Origin of the sequence: Streptomyces sp. NPDC051320 (assembly GCF_040682175.1) — a bacterium.
Taxonomy (GTDB): Bacteria; Actinomycetota; Actinomycetes; order Streptomycetales; family Streptomycetaceae; genus Streptomyces.
This window is the reverse complement of the sequence record NZ_JBFBAL010000001.1, coordinates 151,916-167,591: the sequence shown is the minus strand read 5'-3', so window position 1 is coordinate 167,591 and position 15,676 is coordinate 151,916. Positions and strand designations below refer to the sequence as shown.

Here is a 15,676-nt window from a genome sequence, read left to right as displayed (position 1 = left end):
CAGGAGACTGTGTGAAGTCCACTGCGTTTTTTCTTGGTGGAGTTCGTAAGGTCGATCCATGACCGTTTTGGACGAGACCGCGGGTGAGCCCTCCGACACGCGTGGCCGGGTGGCCGAGCTGCTCGCCCTGCGCGAGCAGGCGCGGCGTGGGCCCAGCGAGCGGGCGACGGAGGCCCAGCACGCCAAGGGCAAGCTGACCGCCCGGGAGCGTATCGAGCTGTTGGTGGATCCGGGATCGTTCAAGGAGGTCGAGCAGCTGCGCCGGCACCGGGCGACCGGGTTCGGGCTGGAGGCGAAGAAGCCGTACACCGACGGTGTGATCACCGGGTGGGGCACGGTCGAGGGCCGCACGGTCTTCGTGTACGCACACGACTTCCGGATTTTCGGCGGGGCGCTGGGCGAGGCCCACGCCACGAAGATCCACAAGATCATGGACATGGCGATCTCGGCGGGCGCACCGCTGGTGTCGCTGAACGACGGTGCGGGCGCCCGGATCCAGGAGGGTGTCTCCGCGCTCGCCGGATACGGCGGGATCTTCCAGCGCAACACGCGGGCTTCGGGTGTCATCCCGCAGATCAGTGTGATGCTCGGCCCGTGCGCGGGCGGCGCGGCCTACAGCCCGGCGCTGACCGACTTCGTGTTCATGGTCCGGGAGACCTCACAGATGTTCATCACCGGCCCGGACGTGGTCCGCGCGGTGACCGGTGAGGAGATCACCCAGAACGGGCTCGGTGGCGCGGACGTGCACGCCGAGACCTCCGGCGTCGCGCACTTCGCGTACGACGACGAGGAGACCTGCCTCGCCGAGGTGCGCTACCTCATCTCGATGCTGCCCTCGAACAACCGGGAGAACCCGCCCGCGCACCCCAGCGAGGACCCGGTCGACCGGCGCTCGGAGGTACTGCTGGACCTGGTCCCGGCCGACGGGAACCGCCCCTACGACATGCACCAGGTGATCGAGGAGCTCGTCGACGACGGCGACTACCTGGAGATCCACGAGCGGTGGGCCCGCAACATCATCTGCGCGCTGGCCCGGCTGGACGGCCAGGTCGTGGGCATCGTCGCCAACCAGCCGCAGGCGCTGGCCGGGGTCCTGGACATCGAGGCGTCCGAGAAAGCCGCCCGCTTCGTGCAGATGTGCGACGCGTTCAACATCCCGATCGTCACTCTCCTGGACGTACCCGGCTTCCTGCCCGGTGTGGACCAGGAACACGGCGGCATCATCCGCCACGGCGCGAAACTGCTCTACGCGTACTGCAACGCCACCGTGCCCCGCATCTCCCTGATCCTGCGGAAGGCCTACGGAGGTGCTTACATCGTCATGGACTCCCAGTCCATCGGCGCCGACCTCACCTACGCCTGGCCGACCAACGAGATCGCGGTGATGGGCGCCGAGGGCGCCGCCAACGTCATCTTCCGCAAACAGATCGCCGAGGCCACCGATCCGGACGCCATGCGCGCCCGCATGGTCAAGGAATACAAGGCCGAGCTGATGCACCCCTACTACGCCGCGGAACGCGGCTTGGTCGACGACGTGATCGACCCGGCCGAGACCCGCGAGGTGCTCATCGCCTCGCTGGCGATGCTGCGGACCAAGCACGCCGACCTGCCGTCCCGCAAACACGGCAACCCGCCCCAGTAAGCCACCGGGAGACACCCCTTGAGCATCCCCACACCTGGCGCCACCGCTTCGCTGCTGCGGGTCGAGAAGGGCCACGCGGAGCCGGAAGAGCTGGCCGCGATCACGGCGATTCTGCTGGCCCGCGCGGGCACGCGGCCGGAGGCCGGAGTCCCGGCGATCTCGGTCCGCTCCACGGCGGGCTGGCGACGGCTGGAGCGGACGCCGGGCTTCCGGGCTCCGCACTCCTGGCAGGGCTGACGGCCCACCACGCCCACCCGGCGGTCCTCTCCCGCTCATCCAGCGGCCGTACCCGCCAACGCGAAGGCCCGCGCTCCGTAGTGAGCGCGGGCCTTCGCGTTGGCGGAGGTGGGCGCGGTCTACCGCAGGCGTGCCATCAGGGCGTGCTCGACGAGGGTGATCAGCGCGCTCTTGGCGTCCGCGCGGTGGCGGGCGTCGGTGGTGAGGATGGGGGTGTCGGGGCCGATCTGCAGGGCTTCGCGGACTTCGTCGGGGGTGTAGGGCTGGTGGCCGTCGAAGCCGTTGAGGGCGATGACGAAGGGCAGGCCCGAGTTCTCGAAGTAGTCGACCGCGGGGAAGCAGTCGGCGAGGCGGCGGGTGTCGACCAGGACGACGGCGCCGATGGCGCCGCGGACCAGGTCGTCCCACATGAACCAGAAGCGGTCCTGGCCGGGGGTGCCGAACAGGTACAGGATGAGGTCCTGGTCCAGGGTGATGCGGCCGAAGTCCATGGCCACCGTCGTGGTGGTCTTGTCCCCGGTGTGCGTGAGGTCGTCGATGCCTGCTGAGGCCGACGTCATGACGGCCTCGGTACGCAGCGGGTTGATCTCCGAGACGGCGCCGACGAACGTGGTTTTGCCCACGCCGAAGCCCCCTGCCACCACGATCTTCGCGGAGGTAGTGGAGCGGGCTGCACCGCCGCTAGAGCTTGCGAAGTCCACTGAGCACCCTTTCGAGCAGTGTCACATCTGGCTGGCCGCCGGCGGCATTGTCGCCACCGGGCTGATGAATGGCGACAAGACCGGCCTCCGCCAGATCGGCGACGAGGATCCGGGCGACGCCGAGGGGAATCGTGAGAAGCGCCGAGATCTCGGCAACCGACTTGATCTCGACACAGAGCCGGCAGATCCGCTGATGCTCGGGCAACTGCCCTTGCAGCCGCGACGGATCGGCCGTGGTGCTGACCAGTGCCTCGATGGCGAGCTGGTAACGCGGCCGGGTCCGGCCACCGGTCATCGCGTACGGGCGCACCAGAGGGTTGTGGGTCGCCCGCTGCGGCTCCGGAGCCCGGCGGGGCTGCACGGGCATGATGCGGGGCGGCTGGTCGTACGGTGACGGCGGCTCGGGCTGTGGCCGGTAGGGCTGCTGGACCTGTCTGCCGGGCGTGGAGGGAAAGTTGAAGCGGTCCCGGTCGTATTCTCCCGGTCCACCGTGGTAGGGGTAACCGCCTGGGGGTGTTGCCACGTTTCCTCCTCCGACTGCCGATCGCTGTTCCTGTGGAGCCGCGCCACCGCACCATATGGTGCGGTGACGAGAAACGCACGGTCTGTATTGCTAGTTGAGAAGACTTCCCTGGAGCTCGGCGCGCAGGTCCGGGGTGAGGACGCTGCCCGCACGATCCACCAGAAGGGCCATTTCGTACCCAACCAGACCGATGTCGGCCTCCGGATGTGCGAGTACGGCCAGCGAGGAGCCGTCCGAGACGGACATGATGAAGAGGAATCCTCGCTCCATCTCCACAACGGTCTGATTCACATGACCGCCTTCGAAGATCCGGGACGCCCCCGCGGTGAGCGAGGTCAACCCGGAAGCGACCGCCGCCAACTGGTCGGCGCGGTCACGCGGGAACCCCTCGGACATCGCCAGAAGGAGTCCGTCGGCGGAGACCACCACGGTGTGGGACACCCCGGGGGTGTTGTCCACGAAGTTGGTGATCAACCAGTTCAGGTTCTGCGCCGCCTGGCTCATCGGGCTCACACTAACGCTCCTGGTTGTAGGTGCTGCTGTCAGGACCACTGTGGTGATTCCCAGTGGCCTGACCGTTCGTGTCACTGCCTGCGTTACGCCCCCGCAGCACACCCCGGTGCAGGTTGCTCAACCTGCCCCGGACGTCCTCGGGCGCGCGGGAGACCTGGGGGCCGCCCTGTGGGGTCTGCTCGGCCTTGCCCTCGACCAGGTTGGCCTTGGGCACCCGCCGGGGGAGACCGGAGGGGGTGACCCCGCCGGCCTTCGGCTCGCGCAGCTTCTCGGCCCGGTGCCAGCGCTCGTCGTTGGACGAACGCCAGTCCTCGGGTCCGTTGCCGTTCGCGCTGCCGTTCCCGTTGCCGGTGCCGTTCCCGCTGCTGCCGTTCTGCTCTGCGGGCTCCGCCTTCGGTGCCTGCGGCTGGCCGCCGCGACGGGGAAGCCCGGCGTCGGTGAGTTCGTGGGAAGTGCTCGGAGACGGTCCCGGTCGATCAGAGCCTACGCGTTCCGAGGCGTCAGCGGGAGCGCTCGGGACAGATTCCGCTTCCGGTCGGTAGGCCGCCTCGTAGCCGTCCTGGTAAGCCGCCTGACCTGGCCAGTCATCCTGGTGGGGCTGGGGGTCGAAGGCGTTCCCGTACTGCGGCCGGGCGGGCTCCCGATCCGGGTAGCCGGATTCCGGATAGATCGGCTCGGAGTAGCCGTCGGGGGCCGGGTAGCCGTTCTGCTCGTACGACGTCTGCTGGGGCTGCGGAGCCTCCGGCGGGTACGGCGCGTACTGCTCCGCCTGGTTGTACTGCTCTGCCGGGTTGTACTGCTCCGCCTGGTTGTACTGCTGTGCCTGGTCGTACTGCTCGTACTCGGACTGCCCGTAGGGCTGACGCGAACCGGTGGGCAGTTCGTCACGGAACGGCGGCTGTTCACCCGCCGAGGTCTGCGCGCCGAGCGCCGCCCGGCGTTCCTCGCGCATCAGCGAACGGTTGACCGGGTCCAGGTCACTGGCGTCGGAGTCGCCGTACTGAGTGTCGTCGAAGCCGAGTTCGGCCGCCGTGCGCAGCGGCGCGGTCTCGAAGGACGCCTGCTCCGGGATGATCGAGGAGACCGTGAAGTTGTCCGCCGGCAGGGGCTCGCCACCGCCACCGTGGGTGATGGCGTCGGGGAGCATCACCAGTGAGGTGGTACCCGCCTGTTCGCCCGAGGGGCGCAGCTGGACCCGTACGCCGTGCCGGTCGGCGAGGCGGCCGACCACGAAGAGGCCCATCCGCTGGGAGATGGCCGCGTCCACCGTGGGTGGATTGGCCAGCTTGTGGTTGATGTCCGCGAAGTCCTCGGCGGTGAGGCCGATGCCCTTGTCGTGGATCTCGATCATCACCCGGTTGTCGGGGAGACGGGTCGCGGTGACGCGCACCCTGGTCTGCGGCGAGGAGAACGTGGTGGCGTTCTCCAGCAGTTCGGCCAGCAGGTGCACCAGGTCGGTCACGGCCTGGCCGTGGATCTCCGTCTCGGGGACCCCGGTCAGCTCGATGCGTTCGTACGACTCGACCTCGGAAGCAGCGGCACGGAGTACGTCGACCAGCGGAACCGGCTGGTTCCAGCGGCGTCCCGGCTCCTCGCCGGCGAGCACCAGGAGGTTCTCGCCGTTGCGGCGCATCCGGGTGGCCAGGTGATCCAGCCGGAAGAGGCTCTCCAGCTGTTCGGGGTCGGCCTCGTTGTTCTCCAGGTCGGTGATCAGCGTCAGCTGGCCCTCGATGAGGGACTGGTTGCGACGCGACAGGTTGGTGAAGATCGCGTTGACGTTGCCCCGCAGCATGGCCTGCTCGGCGGCGAGCCTGACGGCCTCCCGGTGGACCTGGTCGAAGGCCCTGGCGACCTCGCCGATCTCGTCCTGGGTGTTGATCGGGATGGGCTGTACGCGGGTGTCCACCCGGCCCGGCTCGGTGCGCGAGAGCTGGTCGACGAGCATCGGCAGCCGCTGCTCGGCGATGCCGAAGGCGGCGGTCCGCAGCTGACGCATCGCGCGGCTCATCTGCCGCGCCATCATGCCGGCCAGCACGAAGGCGGCGAGCAACGCGACCAGAACGATGGCGCCGTTGGTGATGGCGTCGTTCTTGGCGTTGCTGGAAATAGCGCCCGCGTCTGCCACCGCCTTGTTGACAAGGCCGTTCTCGATCTCGGTGTAGCCGTCGAACTTGGCGGTCGCGGCGGCCATCCAGCTCTGTGGCGTGATGCCCTGGTGCATCAGGGCGTCGGGGGTCTGGCCCTTGCCGATCTCCGCGGCCATTCCGTCGAAGACCGAGCCGCCCTTGGACGGCGGAGCCACGAACGGCACGCCCGCCGCCGCGGCCTTCTTCTTGGCGGCGGCGAGCTGCTTCTGGCCCGCGGCCACCTTGCCGGCCATGACCGTCTTCAGCGTGTCGCTGTCCGCCTGCGTGCCACCGGAGATGTATTCGCCGAGGGCGATCTGCTCGAGGTAGTTGTAGGAGTTGAAGGCGACGGCCTGCGCACGGAACTTCGTGGTGTCCTGGCTGGGCCGCAGCAGCAGGTGCATGCCGATGGACCGCTGGAGCGATTCCGCGGCCTTGGCCAGCTGGATGGCGTAGACCGTACGGCCGTAACTGGTGATGTTGCCGGTGCCGAGACCGAGCTCATTGGAGAACTCCATCAGCGAGTGCTGGACCGAGACGTAGCCCTCCTCGGTCTTCACCGGGTCGAGAGCTTCGGCGTAGGCGGTCTTCCGTATCCCGGCGAGGTTGGGCTCCTCGTCGCGGAAGAGCTTGAGACGACGGGTGAGGCGCTCGGTCTTCGGGAGGTTCTTCACGGCCGCGTCGAACTTCTGCGCAGCGGCGTCGGTGTCGGCGTAGGCGTTGGTGACGACCTGGCTGTCCCGTTTGTTGGACAGCAGCGGCTGGGCGGTGAGGTCGCGCTCATTGAGCAGCGCCTGGCTGTATCCGGACGCGGCACGAACGACGAGTGCGACGCGCTCCGCGTCCTGTGCCTCGTTCCAGGTGTCGATAGAGCTCTTGACCTGGAAACCGCCCATGACCAAGCCGACGACCACAGGAATGAGCAGGATCGCGTTGAGCTTGGTGGGCACACGCCAGTTGCGTGGCGACATCCGGCTGCCGCTGCCACCGCCGGTGCTGCCGTTGTCACCGCCCTTGACGGGGGGCACGGCTCCGGTCCGGCCGGCAGGAGACGTCATTGTCCGCGACGGCGGGGTGAAGTTACCCCTTGACTGCTCCGCCGCGGAGCTGTTTTTGCTTCGCCTCACTCGACCAACAACCTCTCGGCGTCGGCACCAACGCTGTGCCGATTTATCGTTCAGAGCCGTATCTACTCGCGGGTTCGTCGAATTCCAGCACGTCGAACGGCATCGCTCCAAACAGGTGGAGCAAGCCGTTACGAGTGGTGCACGCCTCAGATAAAACGGTCATAAAGAGCGAGCCACGCCAAAAGCAGAGGCCGATGTGAGCGGAGCGGCACCGATCGAGTGCAAGGTGTATCCGCAGCGAATGAATTCTCTGTCGAAACGTTATGAACACGGAGGCGGACCGTGTCAAACGACACAGCCCGTCCCGGTCCACCCCGCTGCGACCTGCCTGTCTCAACTACCGTAGATCAACAGCTACTTGAGGCGTGCCATCAGGGCGTGCTCGACGAGGGTGATCAGTCCGCTCTTGGCGTCCGCGCGGTGGCGGGCGTCGGTGGTGAGGATGGGGGTGTCGGGGCCGATCTGCAGGGCTTCGCGGACTTCGTCGGGGGTGTAGGGCTGGTGGCCGTCGAAGCCGTTGAGGGCGATGACGAAGGGCAGGCCCGAGTTCTCGAAGTAGTCGACCGCGGGGAAGCAGTCGGACAGCCGGCGGGTGTCGACCAGGACGACGGCGCCGATGGCGCCGCGGACCAGGTCGTCCCACATGAACCAGAAGCGGTCCTGGCCGGGGGTGCCGAACAGGTACAGGATGAGGTCCTGGTCCAGGGTGATGCGGCCGAAGTCCATGGCCACCGTCGTGGTGGTCTTGTCCCCGGTGTGCGTGAGGTCGTCGATGCCTGCCGATGCCGACGTCATGACGGCCTCGGTACGCAGCGGGTTGATCTCCGAGACGGCGCCGACGAACGTGGTTTTGCCCACGCCGAAGCCCCCTGCCACCACGATCTTCGCCGAGGTGGTCGCTCTCGCCGCCCCGCCGTCGCTAGAGCTTGCGAAGTCCACTGAGCACCCTTTCGAGCAGTGTCACGTCCGGCGTGCCGCCGGCCTCTCCATTGCCCGGCTGGTGGATGGCCACCATGCCGGCCTCGGCCAGGTCGGCGACGAGGATCCGGGCAACGCCCAACGGCATCGACAGCAGCGCCGACACCTCCGCCACCGACTTGACCTCACGGCACAGGTGGCATATCCGCTGGTGTTCGGGGAGCAGGCCCGCGAGGTGCACCGGGTCGGCCGTGGTGCTCACCAGCGCCTCGATGGCGAGCTGGTAACGCGGCCTGGTCCGGCCGCCGGTCATGGCGTACGGACGTACCAGTGGCTGGTCGCCCTCACTGTCGTACGACGCGTCGTGCAGAGCACCGTACTGATCGTGCGAGGCGGGGGGCGGGGTCATTGATCCTCCGGGCGTGACAGCGGTTGGTCGAATGCCGTCTGAACTGGGCCGGTGGGGGGGTCGGTATGCGGCCGGGCGGTAGGTACGAACGTGCGGGCGGAAACCGGGGCGGCACTGGCTAGTGGAGCAGACTCCCTTGGAGTTCGGCGCGCAGGTCCGGGGTGAGGACGCTGCCCGCACGGTCGACCAGGAGGGCCATCTCGTAACCCACCAGACCGATGTCGCACTCCGGGTGGGACAGAACGGCCAGGGACGAGCCGTCGGAGACCGACATCAGGAAGAGGAAGCCACGCTCCATCTCGACCACGGTCTGCGCGACATCACCGCCTTCGAAGATCCGGGACGCCCCCGCGGTGAGCGAGGTCAACCCGGAAGCCACCGCCGCCAACTGGTCGGCACGGTCCCGCGGAAAGCCTTCGGACATCGCCAGAAGGAGTCCGTCGGCGGAGACCACCACGGTGTGGGACACCCCGGGGGTGTTGTCCACGAAGTTGGTGATCAACCAGTTCAGATTCTGCGCCGCCTGGCTCATCGGGCTCAACTAGTGCTCCTGCTGGTGAGAGGGGCCGGTTCCGGCTTGGCGACCCTGTTGGATTCCGCGCCGGAGATTGGTCAGCCGGCCGCGTACGTCATCGGGCGCACGCGAAACCTGCGGACCGGCCTGATGGGCCTGCTGTTGTGCGGTACCGGGCACCAGGTTGGCACGCGGTACGCGTCGGGGCAGACCGGATGTGGTGACACCACCGGCCGCGGGCTTCTTAGCCCGCTCCGCCTGCCGTACGAGTTCGTCATTGGGCGACGAGCGCCATGCGGAGCTCGGGCCGCCCTCATTGACGGGCTCGCGACGTGACGCCTGGGGAGCGGCCGCCGCCGGCTGCTCGGGGACGGAAGGTGCCTGCGGCTCGGCGTTCCTCGCGGACTGCGCGCCGTGGAACCAGTTGGTCTCCAGCGTGTCGTACAGCGGCGTGCGACCGTCGCCCGGATCGGACGCCGGCGGCAGCGCCTCGTACTCGGGCTGCTGCGGCAGGCTGTGGGGAGCCGGTGGCCGCGGAGCGCCGAAGTCGGTGCCGCCGAGCCGGGGTGCGCCCCCGGGAGCGTCCGACGGGGCGGGCGGACGAGGAGCGTTGAAGTCCGGCCGCAGGAACTGCGTCGTGGACGCGGCATCCTGCGGCAGGGGCTCCTGGTACTGCGGTTCTTGGTGCTGTGGCTGCTGTGGGCCACGGACGTCCGGACGCTCGAAGACGTCGGACCGCTCGAACTGGCCCGATCGCTCGGACTGGCCCGGACGCTCGAACAGGTCGGACCGCTGGAACTGGCCCGGCCGCTGGAACTGGCCGGTGTCCTGCTGGGGCGGCGGCGCGTTGAAATCCGGACGCTGGAACTCGGCGGTGGAGCCCGGTCCCTGCCGGTCGCTGCGGTCGTCGCCGCCGTTCATCGGGCGTCGCGGCGGCGCAGGCTGCCGGTACTGAGAGGTGGAACCGGAGTCCGCCTCGTCGTGGCCCCGCGGGGCGTCCGGATTCGACCGCGGCGGGAGGGGCGGCTGCTCGCTGCCCCAGCTCGTGGTCTGCGGACGCTGGGGTGCCTGCGGCTGCGGGTTGCCGCCCGGCAGTTCGGCCCGGGGGCCGTTGGGCGGGAGCTGCTGCTGGCGGCTCACCGGGGGCGGGAAATCGCCGCCGTGCCGCGGCTGCTGCGGGCGGGGCCGGCCGGAGCCGGGGTTACCGGGGTTCAGGGCGTCCTGATTCTGGTTTCCCGGGTTCTGGATTCCCGGGTTCTGGGGGCGGCCCGGGCCGTCACTGCCGGGACCGGACCGGCGCGGCATGGGCGCGCCCGCACCGAACGCGTTCATCGCGGGGGCCGGAGCGCCCTGCGGCAGACCGCGCTGCGGGGCGCCGCCCTGCGGCTGCGGGCCACCGGGCTGGATCGACCGGTCACCGTCCCGGGCGGGCAGTGCCGCCCGCGGACCCGCACCGGCGACCTGGCCGCGCTGGGCACCGCCGTTCAGCCGTCCCGAGGAACCGGCGGGCTGCTGCGGCATCTGCTGCTGGGCGGGACCGCCGGGCTTGGCGGGCGCCTTCTTGCCACCCTGGGCGACATCCACGGGCAGCATGACCAGCGCGGTCGTCCCACCGGAGTCGGACGGCCTCAGCTGGATACGGATGCCGTGTCGCAGGGACAGCCGGCCGACCACGAACAGACCCATCCGGCGCGAGACGGAAACGTCGACGGTGGGTGGCGACGCGAGCCGCTCGTTGATCGCGGCCAAATCCTCGGGGGAGAGGCCGATACCGGTGTCATGGATCTCGACCAGCACCCGCCCGTCGGGCAGCGCATGACCGGTGACCCGCACCTTGGTCTGCGGCGAGGAGAACGACGTCGCGTTCTCCAACAGCTCGGCGAGCAGGTGGACGAGGTCGTTGACGACGCGGCCGGCGACCTCGGTCGCGGGGACCGCGGCCAGTTCGATGCGCTCGTACTGCTCCACCTCGGACGCCGCGGCACGCAGCACGTCGACCAGCGGCACCGGCCGGGTCCACCGGCGGCCCGGCTCCTCACCCGCGAGGACGAGGAGGTTCTCACCGTTCCGGCGCATACGGGTCGCCAGGTGGTCGAGCTTGAAGAGCGAGGACAGCTGATCCGGATCGGCCTCGCGCGACTCGAGTTCCGAGATGAGCGAGAGCTGACGCTGGATGAGTCCCTGGCTTCGGCGCGAGAGGTTGGTGAACATCGCGTTGACGTTGCCCCGCAGCATGGCCTGCTCGGAGGCGAGCCGGACCGCCTCGCGGTGCACGTCGTCGAAGGCCGCGGCGACCTGTCCGATCTCGTCCCGGCTGTGCACACCGACGGACTCGACGGAGGTGTCGACGTCCTGCGGGTCCGACTCGGAGAGCTGCTTGACCAGCTCGGGCAGCCGCTCGCCGGCGACCTTGGTCGCGGTGTCCTGCAGCCGGCGCAGCGAGCGGATCATGGACCGGGCGACAACAAAGGCCCCGACCAGCGAAACACCCAGGATCAGCACGATCAGCGCGGCGTTGATGATCGCGGCGCGCTCGGCGTCGTTGCGCAGTGAACGGGCCTTCTGCTCCATCTCGCCGAGCAGGGTGGCCTCGATGGTGTTCATGGCCGTGATGCGGTTGGTGTCCGCGTCGTACCAGTCCTTGTACGAACGAGGAGCCTGGCTGGCCAGACCGTCCTTGTTCTCCAGCACATGCTTGGCATAGAGGCTGGCGGCGGTGATCTCCGGGTTACCGGTGTCCAGCGGGGCCGTCAGCGCCTCGGGGTCGCCCGAGTACCGGTACACCTGGCTGAACGAGTCGAGGGCGTCGCCCTCACTCTGCAACGCGGATTCCGCGAAGAGCCGGTCGCTCTCGTCGAGATGACCGTGGTCCTTCTTGTTCGGCGGCAGAGCGGCGGAGATGACCGCGCGCTGCTCCGACGCGTACTCCTTGGCGGAGGAGAAGGCGGCCAGAGCACGGGTGCGCTTGATCATCTCAGGGTTGGCGGTCGCCTGCGCCATGTCCTGCGAAAGGCCGAGCAGTGAGTTGATCAACTCGCTGTACTCGGTGACCGTCTGCGAGATGGTGGCATCGCCCCGGTACGCGGTGCTGCGGATGCCCTTGAGGCGGCCGAGCTTGGTGGCGATGGCGCGGAGGCTGTTGCGGATCGACTCGATCGAGTCGTCGCGCTTCGCGTTGTCGAAGTTCGACGTGCCGTCGATGAACGAGGTGTAGGCGAGGTCGGTCTTCTTGCGCGGCTCGGCGACGTTGAAGTCATTGACGCCCGCGCCGTGCGCCAGCGGACCGGCCGACTTGTCCCGCTCCTCCTGGAGCGCGGCGGCGAGCTCCGTCGCCTGCTTCGTCATCTGAGTGAGCAGCTGCATGTGGTCCAGCTGCTGCATGTTGTTCAGCGACTCGTTGATCTTCAGGCCACCCAGGGTGGCCGAGGCGACCACGGGGAGTGTCAGCAGAGCGACGAGCTTGGTACTGATGTGCCAGTTGCGCAGCGCTATTCGGGAGCCGGTGTTCACCGGACCCGCCGGTTTCGGCGAAGCCGGCGGCGCGGTCCTGGGCGCCTGGGGGGCCTTCGACTCACCGGCCCCGGCCGGGGCCGGGCCGTGGTTCTGCTGGGCCTGGGCGTGCTGGGGCGAGAAGCCGCGGTCGGTCCCGCCGCGCGGCTCCTGTTCCGCCGCAGCTTCCCCGCGGCCCTGGCGGGCCTGGGGAGGCCCCATGCCATCCCTCTTGAAACGTCCCTGCACTAGCGTCGCAACCTCTGGACCAGGCGTTCCGCCGCCGGGCGGTGGAACGGTGTCGAGTCGTGGGGCGCGGCGCGCCCCATGGTGGTCGTAGGTGACCGGCGTTAATCCCCCTTCACCGCCGCCACTCGGCGCGGTTCTGCGCCCCTCGTGCGCCGGCCTGGCTGTGATGGTCACAACGACTGCGCGGCAGTGCGTGGAATTCCAGCACAGTGCCGGATCTCCAACAAGGCCCGTGTGCTGGCCTGTGACCTTTCTGACACGGTGTGAGCACCTTGTCACGAGCCGTAGAAAGGGTTCTTGGATGAAAGCGACATTACCTTATGAACTGCTTACGGCCCGGGGGTGTCCCAGTCGGGATGATCAGGAGCGAAATGAGTGGTTCAAGCGCGTAATGTCCGAATTCACAGTCCGCAGGTGGCGTCCGAGATGCCCGAAATATTCCTCTAGTGGTGAGCAAACTCACACCTAGATCGTTGTCTTGCCCACCGGTCTGCGGGGAATCGGATGTCTAGCCTGACGGTTTACAGGGATGGCGAATCCGACAACATTGGCGCCCTCGGCGCCGCCGATCGACAGGACCGAAACAAGCAGATGAAAACGACGACGCTGTTCCGCAATATTGCCAACCCGCGCCGCACCACGCTGGCCCATCTCGCGGACGCCGCGAAGCTGCAGCGGCCGGCGCAGCCGGAGCACGCCGCCACTCTGCCCACCGTAACGGCCAACCCCCGCCGCACCATCCTGATGGACGTACCGGAGCAGACGCAGGTCGCTGCGGGTAAGTGACCGCCGGCGGTACCAAGCAGCAATGGCGCGACCGCCCCTTCCTGCCCGCGCTAGCCTGGAGCGTCAGACTCCAGCCAGCCAGTAAGTGAGGGGCGACAGCACTCGTGCGCATCGCCAGATTCTCCATCGACGGCAATGTCGCCTTCGGCGTGGTCGAGGACGAAGGGACCGGCGGTACCGCCGGTCCGGTCCTGGACATCATCAAGGGCATTCCGTACGCCGACTTCGAGCGCTCCGGCACGAAGGTCCCGCTGAGCAAGGTCCGGCTGCTGCCCCCCGTGCTCCCCAACAAGGTGGTGGCCTTCGGCCGCAACTACGCGGAGCACGCGGCGGAACTCGGGAACGCGGTCCCCGACGCTCCGTTCGCCTTCTTCAAGCCCACCACTTCGGTGATCGGCTCCGGCGACGCCATCGAGTACCCGACCTTCTCCGCCGAGCTGCACCACGAGGCCGAGCTTGCCGTGGTCATCGGCCGGATGTGCCGGGAGGTCCCGCGCGAGCGCGTCAAGGACGTCATCTTCGGCTACACCTGTGCCAACGACGTCACCGCCCGGGACGTGCAGAAGCGCGAGAAGCAGTGGGCCAGGGCCAAGGGTTTCGACACCTCCTGCCCGCTCGGCCCCTGGGTGGAGACCGAACTCGACCCCTCCGACCTCACCATCCAGGCCACCGTCAACGGTGAACAGCGCCAGCTCGGCCGCACCAGCGAGATGATCAACTCCATCGAGGATCTGATCGTCAACATCACCGAGGCCATGACGCTGCTCCCCGGAGACGTCGTCCTGACCGGCACCCCGGCCGGAGTCGGACCGCTCAACGTCGGCGACGAGGTCGCCGTCACCATCGAAGGCATCGGCACTCTCACCAACAAGGTTGTCAAGCGTGGCTAGCGCATCCGGCTCCCCTTCCCCCAAGTCCTCGACTCCGCTCGGACAGGGGGCATCCCCACGCGTCCGCTTCTGTCCCTCGCCCACCGGTAACCCCCATGTGGGCCTGGTCCGCACCGCCCTGTTCAACTGGGCGTTCGCCCGGCACACCGGCGGCACCATGGTCTTCCGCATCGAGGACACCGACGCGGCCCGTGACTCCGAGGAGTCGTACCACCAGCTGCTCGACTCGCTGCGCTGGCTCGGGCTCGACTGGGACGAGGGGCCCGACGAGGTCGGCGGCCCGCACGCGCCGTACCGCCAGTCGCAGCGGATGGACATCTACGCGGACGTCGCGAAGAAGCTCCGGGACGCGGGCCACGCCTACGACTGCTACTGCACCACCGCGGAACTCGACGAGCGCCGTGAGGCCGCCCGCAAGGCCGGCCGGCCATCGGGCTACGACGGCCACTGCCGGGCCCTCACCGCCGAGCAGACCGAGGCGTACCGCGCCGAGGGCCGTACGTCCATCGTCCGCTTCCGGATGCCCGACGAGACGATCACCTTCACGGACCTGGTGCGCGGCGACCTGAGCTTCGCCCCGGAGAACGTCCCGGACTTCGGCATCGTCCGCGCCAACGGAGCCCCCCTCTACACGCTCGTCAATCCGGTGGACGACGCGCTGATGGAGATCACCCACGTCCTGCGCGGCGAGGACCTGTTGTCTTCGACCCCGCGCCAGATCGCGCTCTACCAGGCACTGATCGAGATCGGTGTCGCCAAGGACGTCCCGCTCTTCGGTCACCTCCCGTACGTCATGGGCGAAGGCAACAAGAAGCTGTCCAAGCGCGATCCCGAGGCATCCCTGAACCTCTACCGCGAGCGCGGCTTCCTCCCCGAGGGACTGCTCAACTACCTGTCCCTGCTGGGATGGTCGTTCTCCGCGGACAAGGACATCTTCACGGTGGCCGAACTGGTCGAGAAGTTCGACATCGCGGATGTCAACGCGAACCCGGCCCGCTTCGACCTGAAGAAGGCCGAGGCGATCAACGCCGATCACATCCGCCTGCTGGACGTGAAGACCTTCACCGAGGCCTGCACCCCCTGGCTGCGCGCCCCGCACGCCAACTGGCCGGCAGAGAACTTCGACCAGGCCGCCTGGGAGGCCATCGCCCCCTACGCCCAGACCCGCCTCACCGTCCTCTCCGACATCACCGCCAACGTGGACTTCCTCTTCCGCGATACGCCGGTCGACGACGAAGCGTCCTGGGCCAAGGCGATGAAGGGCGACCCGATCGCCCTCCTCACCACCGCCCGCGCCAACCTGGCCGACGCCGACTGGAGCAGCCCCGAGGCGCTCAAGGCGGCCGTCCTGGCCGCCGGTGAGCAGCACGGCCTGAAGCTCGGCAAGGCCCAGGCCCCGGTCCGCGTCGCGGTCACCGGCCGCACGGTGGGCCTGCCGCTCTTCGAGTCCCTCCAGATCCTGGGCCGCGAGCGGTCACTGGCCCGGATCGACGCGGCACTGGCGAAGCTTTCCGCCTAGCCGAGTGCTCCGACACGGAGCCCCCTGCGATGT

General features: G+C 68.6%; 13 protein-coding genes. 5 read left to right on the top strand and 8 right to left on the bottom strand.

What is annotated here, in order from left to right; translation table 11 throughout:
• Positions 1-58: 58 nt before the first annotated feature.
• Together AB0M87_RS00775 and AB0M87_RS00770 are read left to right on the top strand one after the other, a co-directional pair.
• Positions 59-1,642, top strand: a complete 1,584-nt coding sequence (locus AB0M87_RS00775) for an acyl-CoA carboxylase subunit beta (protein ID WP_365849005.1) — start codon at positions 59-61, stop codon at positions 1,640-1,642.
• Between the two features lie 18 nt (positions 1,643-1,660).
• Entirely contained in the window at positions 1,661-1,879 is a 219-nt protein-coding gene (locus tag AB0M87_RS00770; protein ID WP_365849004.1) for an acyl-CoA carboxylase subunit epsilon, read from the top strand.
• A gap of 119 nt (positions 1,880-1,998) precedes the next feature.
• Here AB0M87_RS00770 and AB0M87_RS00765 read toward each other — a convergent pair whose 3' ends face one another.
• The 8 genes from AB0M87_RS00765 to AB0M87_RS00730 all read right to left on the bottom strand — a co-directional run bounded on the left by AB0M87_RS00765 (position 1,999) and on the right by AB0M87_RS00730 (position 12,421).
• Complete coding sequence (locus AB0M87_RS00765) at positions 1,999-2,580, bottom strand: ATP/GTP-binding protein (RefSeq protein WP_014048542.1); 582 nt, start codon at positions 2,578-2,580, stop codon at positions 1,999-2,001.
• Positions 2,561-3,103, bottom strand: coding sequence for a DUF742 domain-containing protein (locus tag AB0M87_RS00760; RefSeq protein WP_365849003.1), 543 nt, complete (start codon positions 3,101-3,103; stop codon positions 2,561-2,563). The genes AB0M87_RS00765 and AB0M87_RS00760 overlap by 20 nt, the downstream gene beginning before the upstream one ends.
• Before the next feature lie 90 nt (positions 3,104-3,193).
• A complete protein-coding gene (locus AB0M87_RS00755; protein WP_164260062.1) occupies positions 3,194-3,607 on the bottom strand; it encodes a roadblock/LC7 domain-containing protein in 414 nt (137 codons plus the stop codon).
• Positions 3,608-3,617: 10 nt separating this feature from the next.
• Entirely contained in the window at positions 3,618-6,869 is a 3,252-nt protein-coding gene (locus AB0M87_RS00750; protein WP_365849002.1) for a nitrate- and nitrite sensing domain-containing protein, read from the bottom strand.
• Between the two features lie 354 nt (positions 6,870-7,223).
• The gene (locus AB0M87_RS00745; protein WP_365849001.1) at positions 7,224-7,808 is read right to left on the bottom strand and encodes an ATP/GTP-binding protein; all 585 of its coding nucleotides are present in this window, start codon (positions 7,806-7,808) and stop codon (positions 7,224-7,226) included.
• Complete coding sequence (locus AB0M87_RS00740; RefSeq protein ID WP_365849000.1) at positions 7,789-8,196, bottom strand: DUF742 domain-containing protein; 408 nt, start codon at positions 8,194-8,196, stop codon at positions 7,789-7,791. Before AB0M87_RS00740 ends, AB0M87_RS00745 begins: the two co-directional genes overlap by 20 nt.
• A gap of 118 nt (positions 8,197-8,314) precedes the next feature.
• On the bottom strand, positions 8,315-8,728 hold the full coding sequence (locus AB0M87_RS00735) for a roadblock/LC7 domain-containing protein (RefSeq protein ID WP_365849840.1): 414 nt from the start codon (positions 8,726-8,728) through the stop codon (positions 8,315-8,317).
• 9 nt (positions 8,729-8,737) lie between these two features.
• Positions 8,738-12,421 carry a nitrate- and nitrite sensing domain-containing protein gene (locus AB0M87_RS00730; RefSeq protein WP_365848998.1) on the bottom strand — a complete coding sequence of 1,228 codons (3,684 nt, stop codon included), beginning with the start codon at positions 12,419-12,421 and terminating at the stop codon, positions 8,738-8,740.
• Between the two features lie 618 nt (positions 12,422-13,039).
• Here AB0M87_RS00730 and AB0M87_RS00725 point away from each other — a divergent pair.
• From AB0M87_RS00725 to gltX, 3 genes are all read left to right on the top strand, one after another.
• Entirely contained in the window at positions 13,040-13,234 is a 195-nt protein-coding gene (locus AB0M87_RS00725) for a hypothetical protein (protein ID WP_365849839.1), read from the top strand.
• 104 nt (positions 13,235-13,338) lie between these two features.
• Entirely contained in the window at positions 13,339-14,124 is a 786-nt protein-coding gene (locus AB0M87_RS00720; RefSeq protein WP_365848996.1) for a fumarylacetoacetate hydrolase family protein, read from the top strand.
• On the top strand, positions 14,117-15,643 hold the full coding sequence (gltX, locus tag AB0M87_RS00715; protein WP_365848995.1) for a glutamate--tRNA ligase: 1,527 nt from the start codon (positions 14,117-14,119) through the stop codon (positions 15,641-15,643). Before AB0M87_RS00720 ends, gltX begins: the two co-directional genes overlap by 8 nt.
• Positions 15,644-15,676 lie beyond the last annotated feature (33 nt).

Bases quoted from the DNA above. Each gene is read 5' to 3' on its own strand.
- AB0M87_RS00775 (WP_365849005.1), top strand. From the start codon at position 59: ATGACCGTTTTGGACGAGACCGCGGGTGAGCCCTCCGACACGCGTGGC.
- AB0M87_RS00755 (WP_164260062.1), bottom strand. From the start codon at position 3,607: ATGAGCCAGGCGGCGCAGAACCTGAACTGGTTGATCACCAACTTCGTG.
- AB0M87_RS00740 (WP_365849000.1), bottom strand. From the start codon at position 8,196: ATGACCCCGCCCCCCGCCTCGCACGATCAGTACGGTGCTCTGCACGAC.
- AB0M87_RS00735 (WP_365849840.1), bottom strand. From the start codon at position 8,728: ATGAGCCAGGCGGCGCAGAATCTGAACTGGTTGATCACCAACTTCGTG.
- AB0M87_RS00730 (WP_365848998.1), bottom strand. From the start codon at position 12,421: ATGGGGCCTCCCCAGGCCCGCCAGGGCCGCGGGGAAGCTGCGGCGGAA.
- AB0M87_RS00725 (WP_365849839.1), top strand. From the start codon at position 13,040: ATGAAAACGACGACGCTGTTCCGCAATATTGCCAACCCGCGCCGCACC.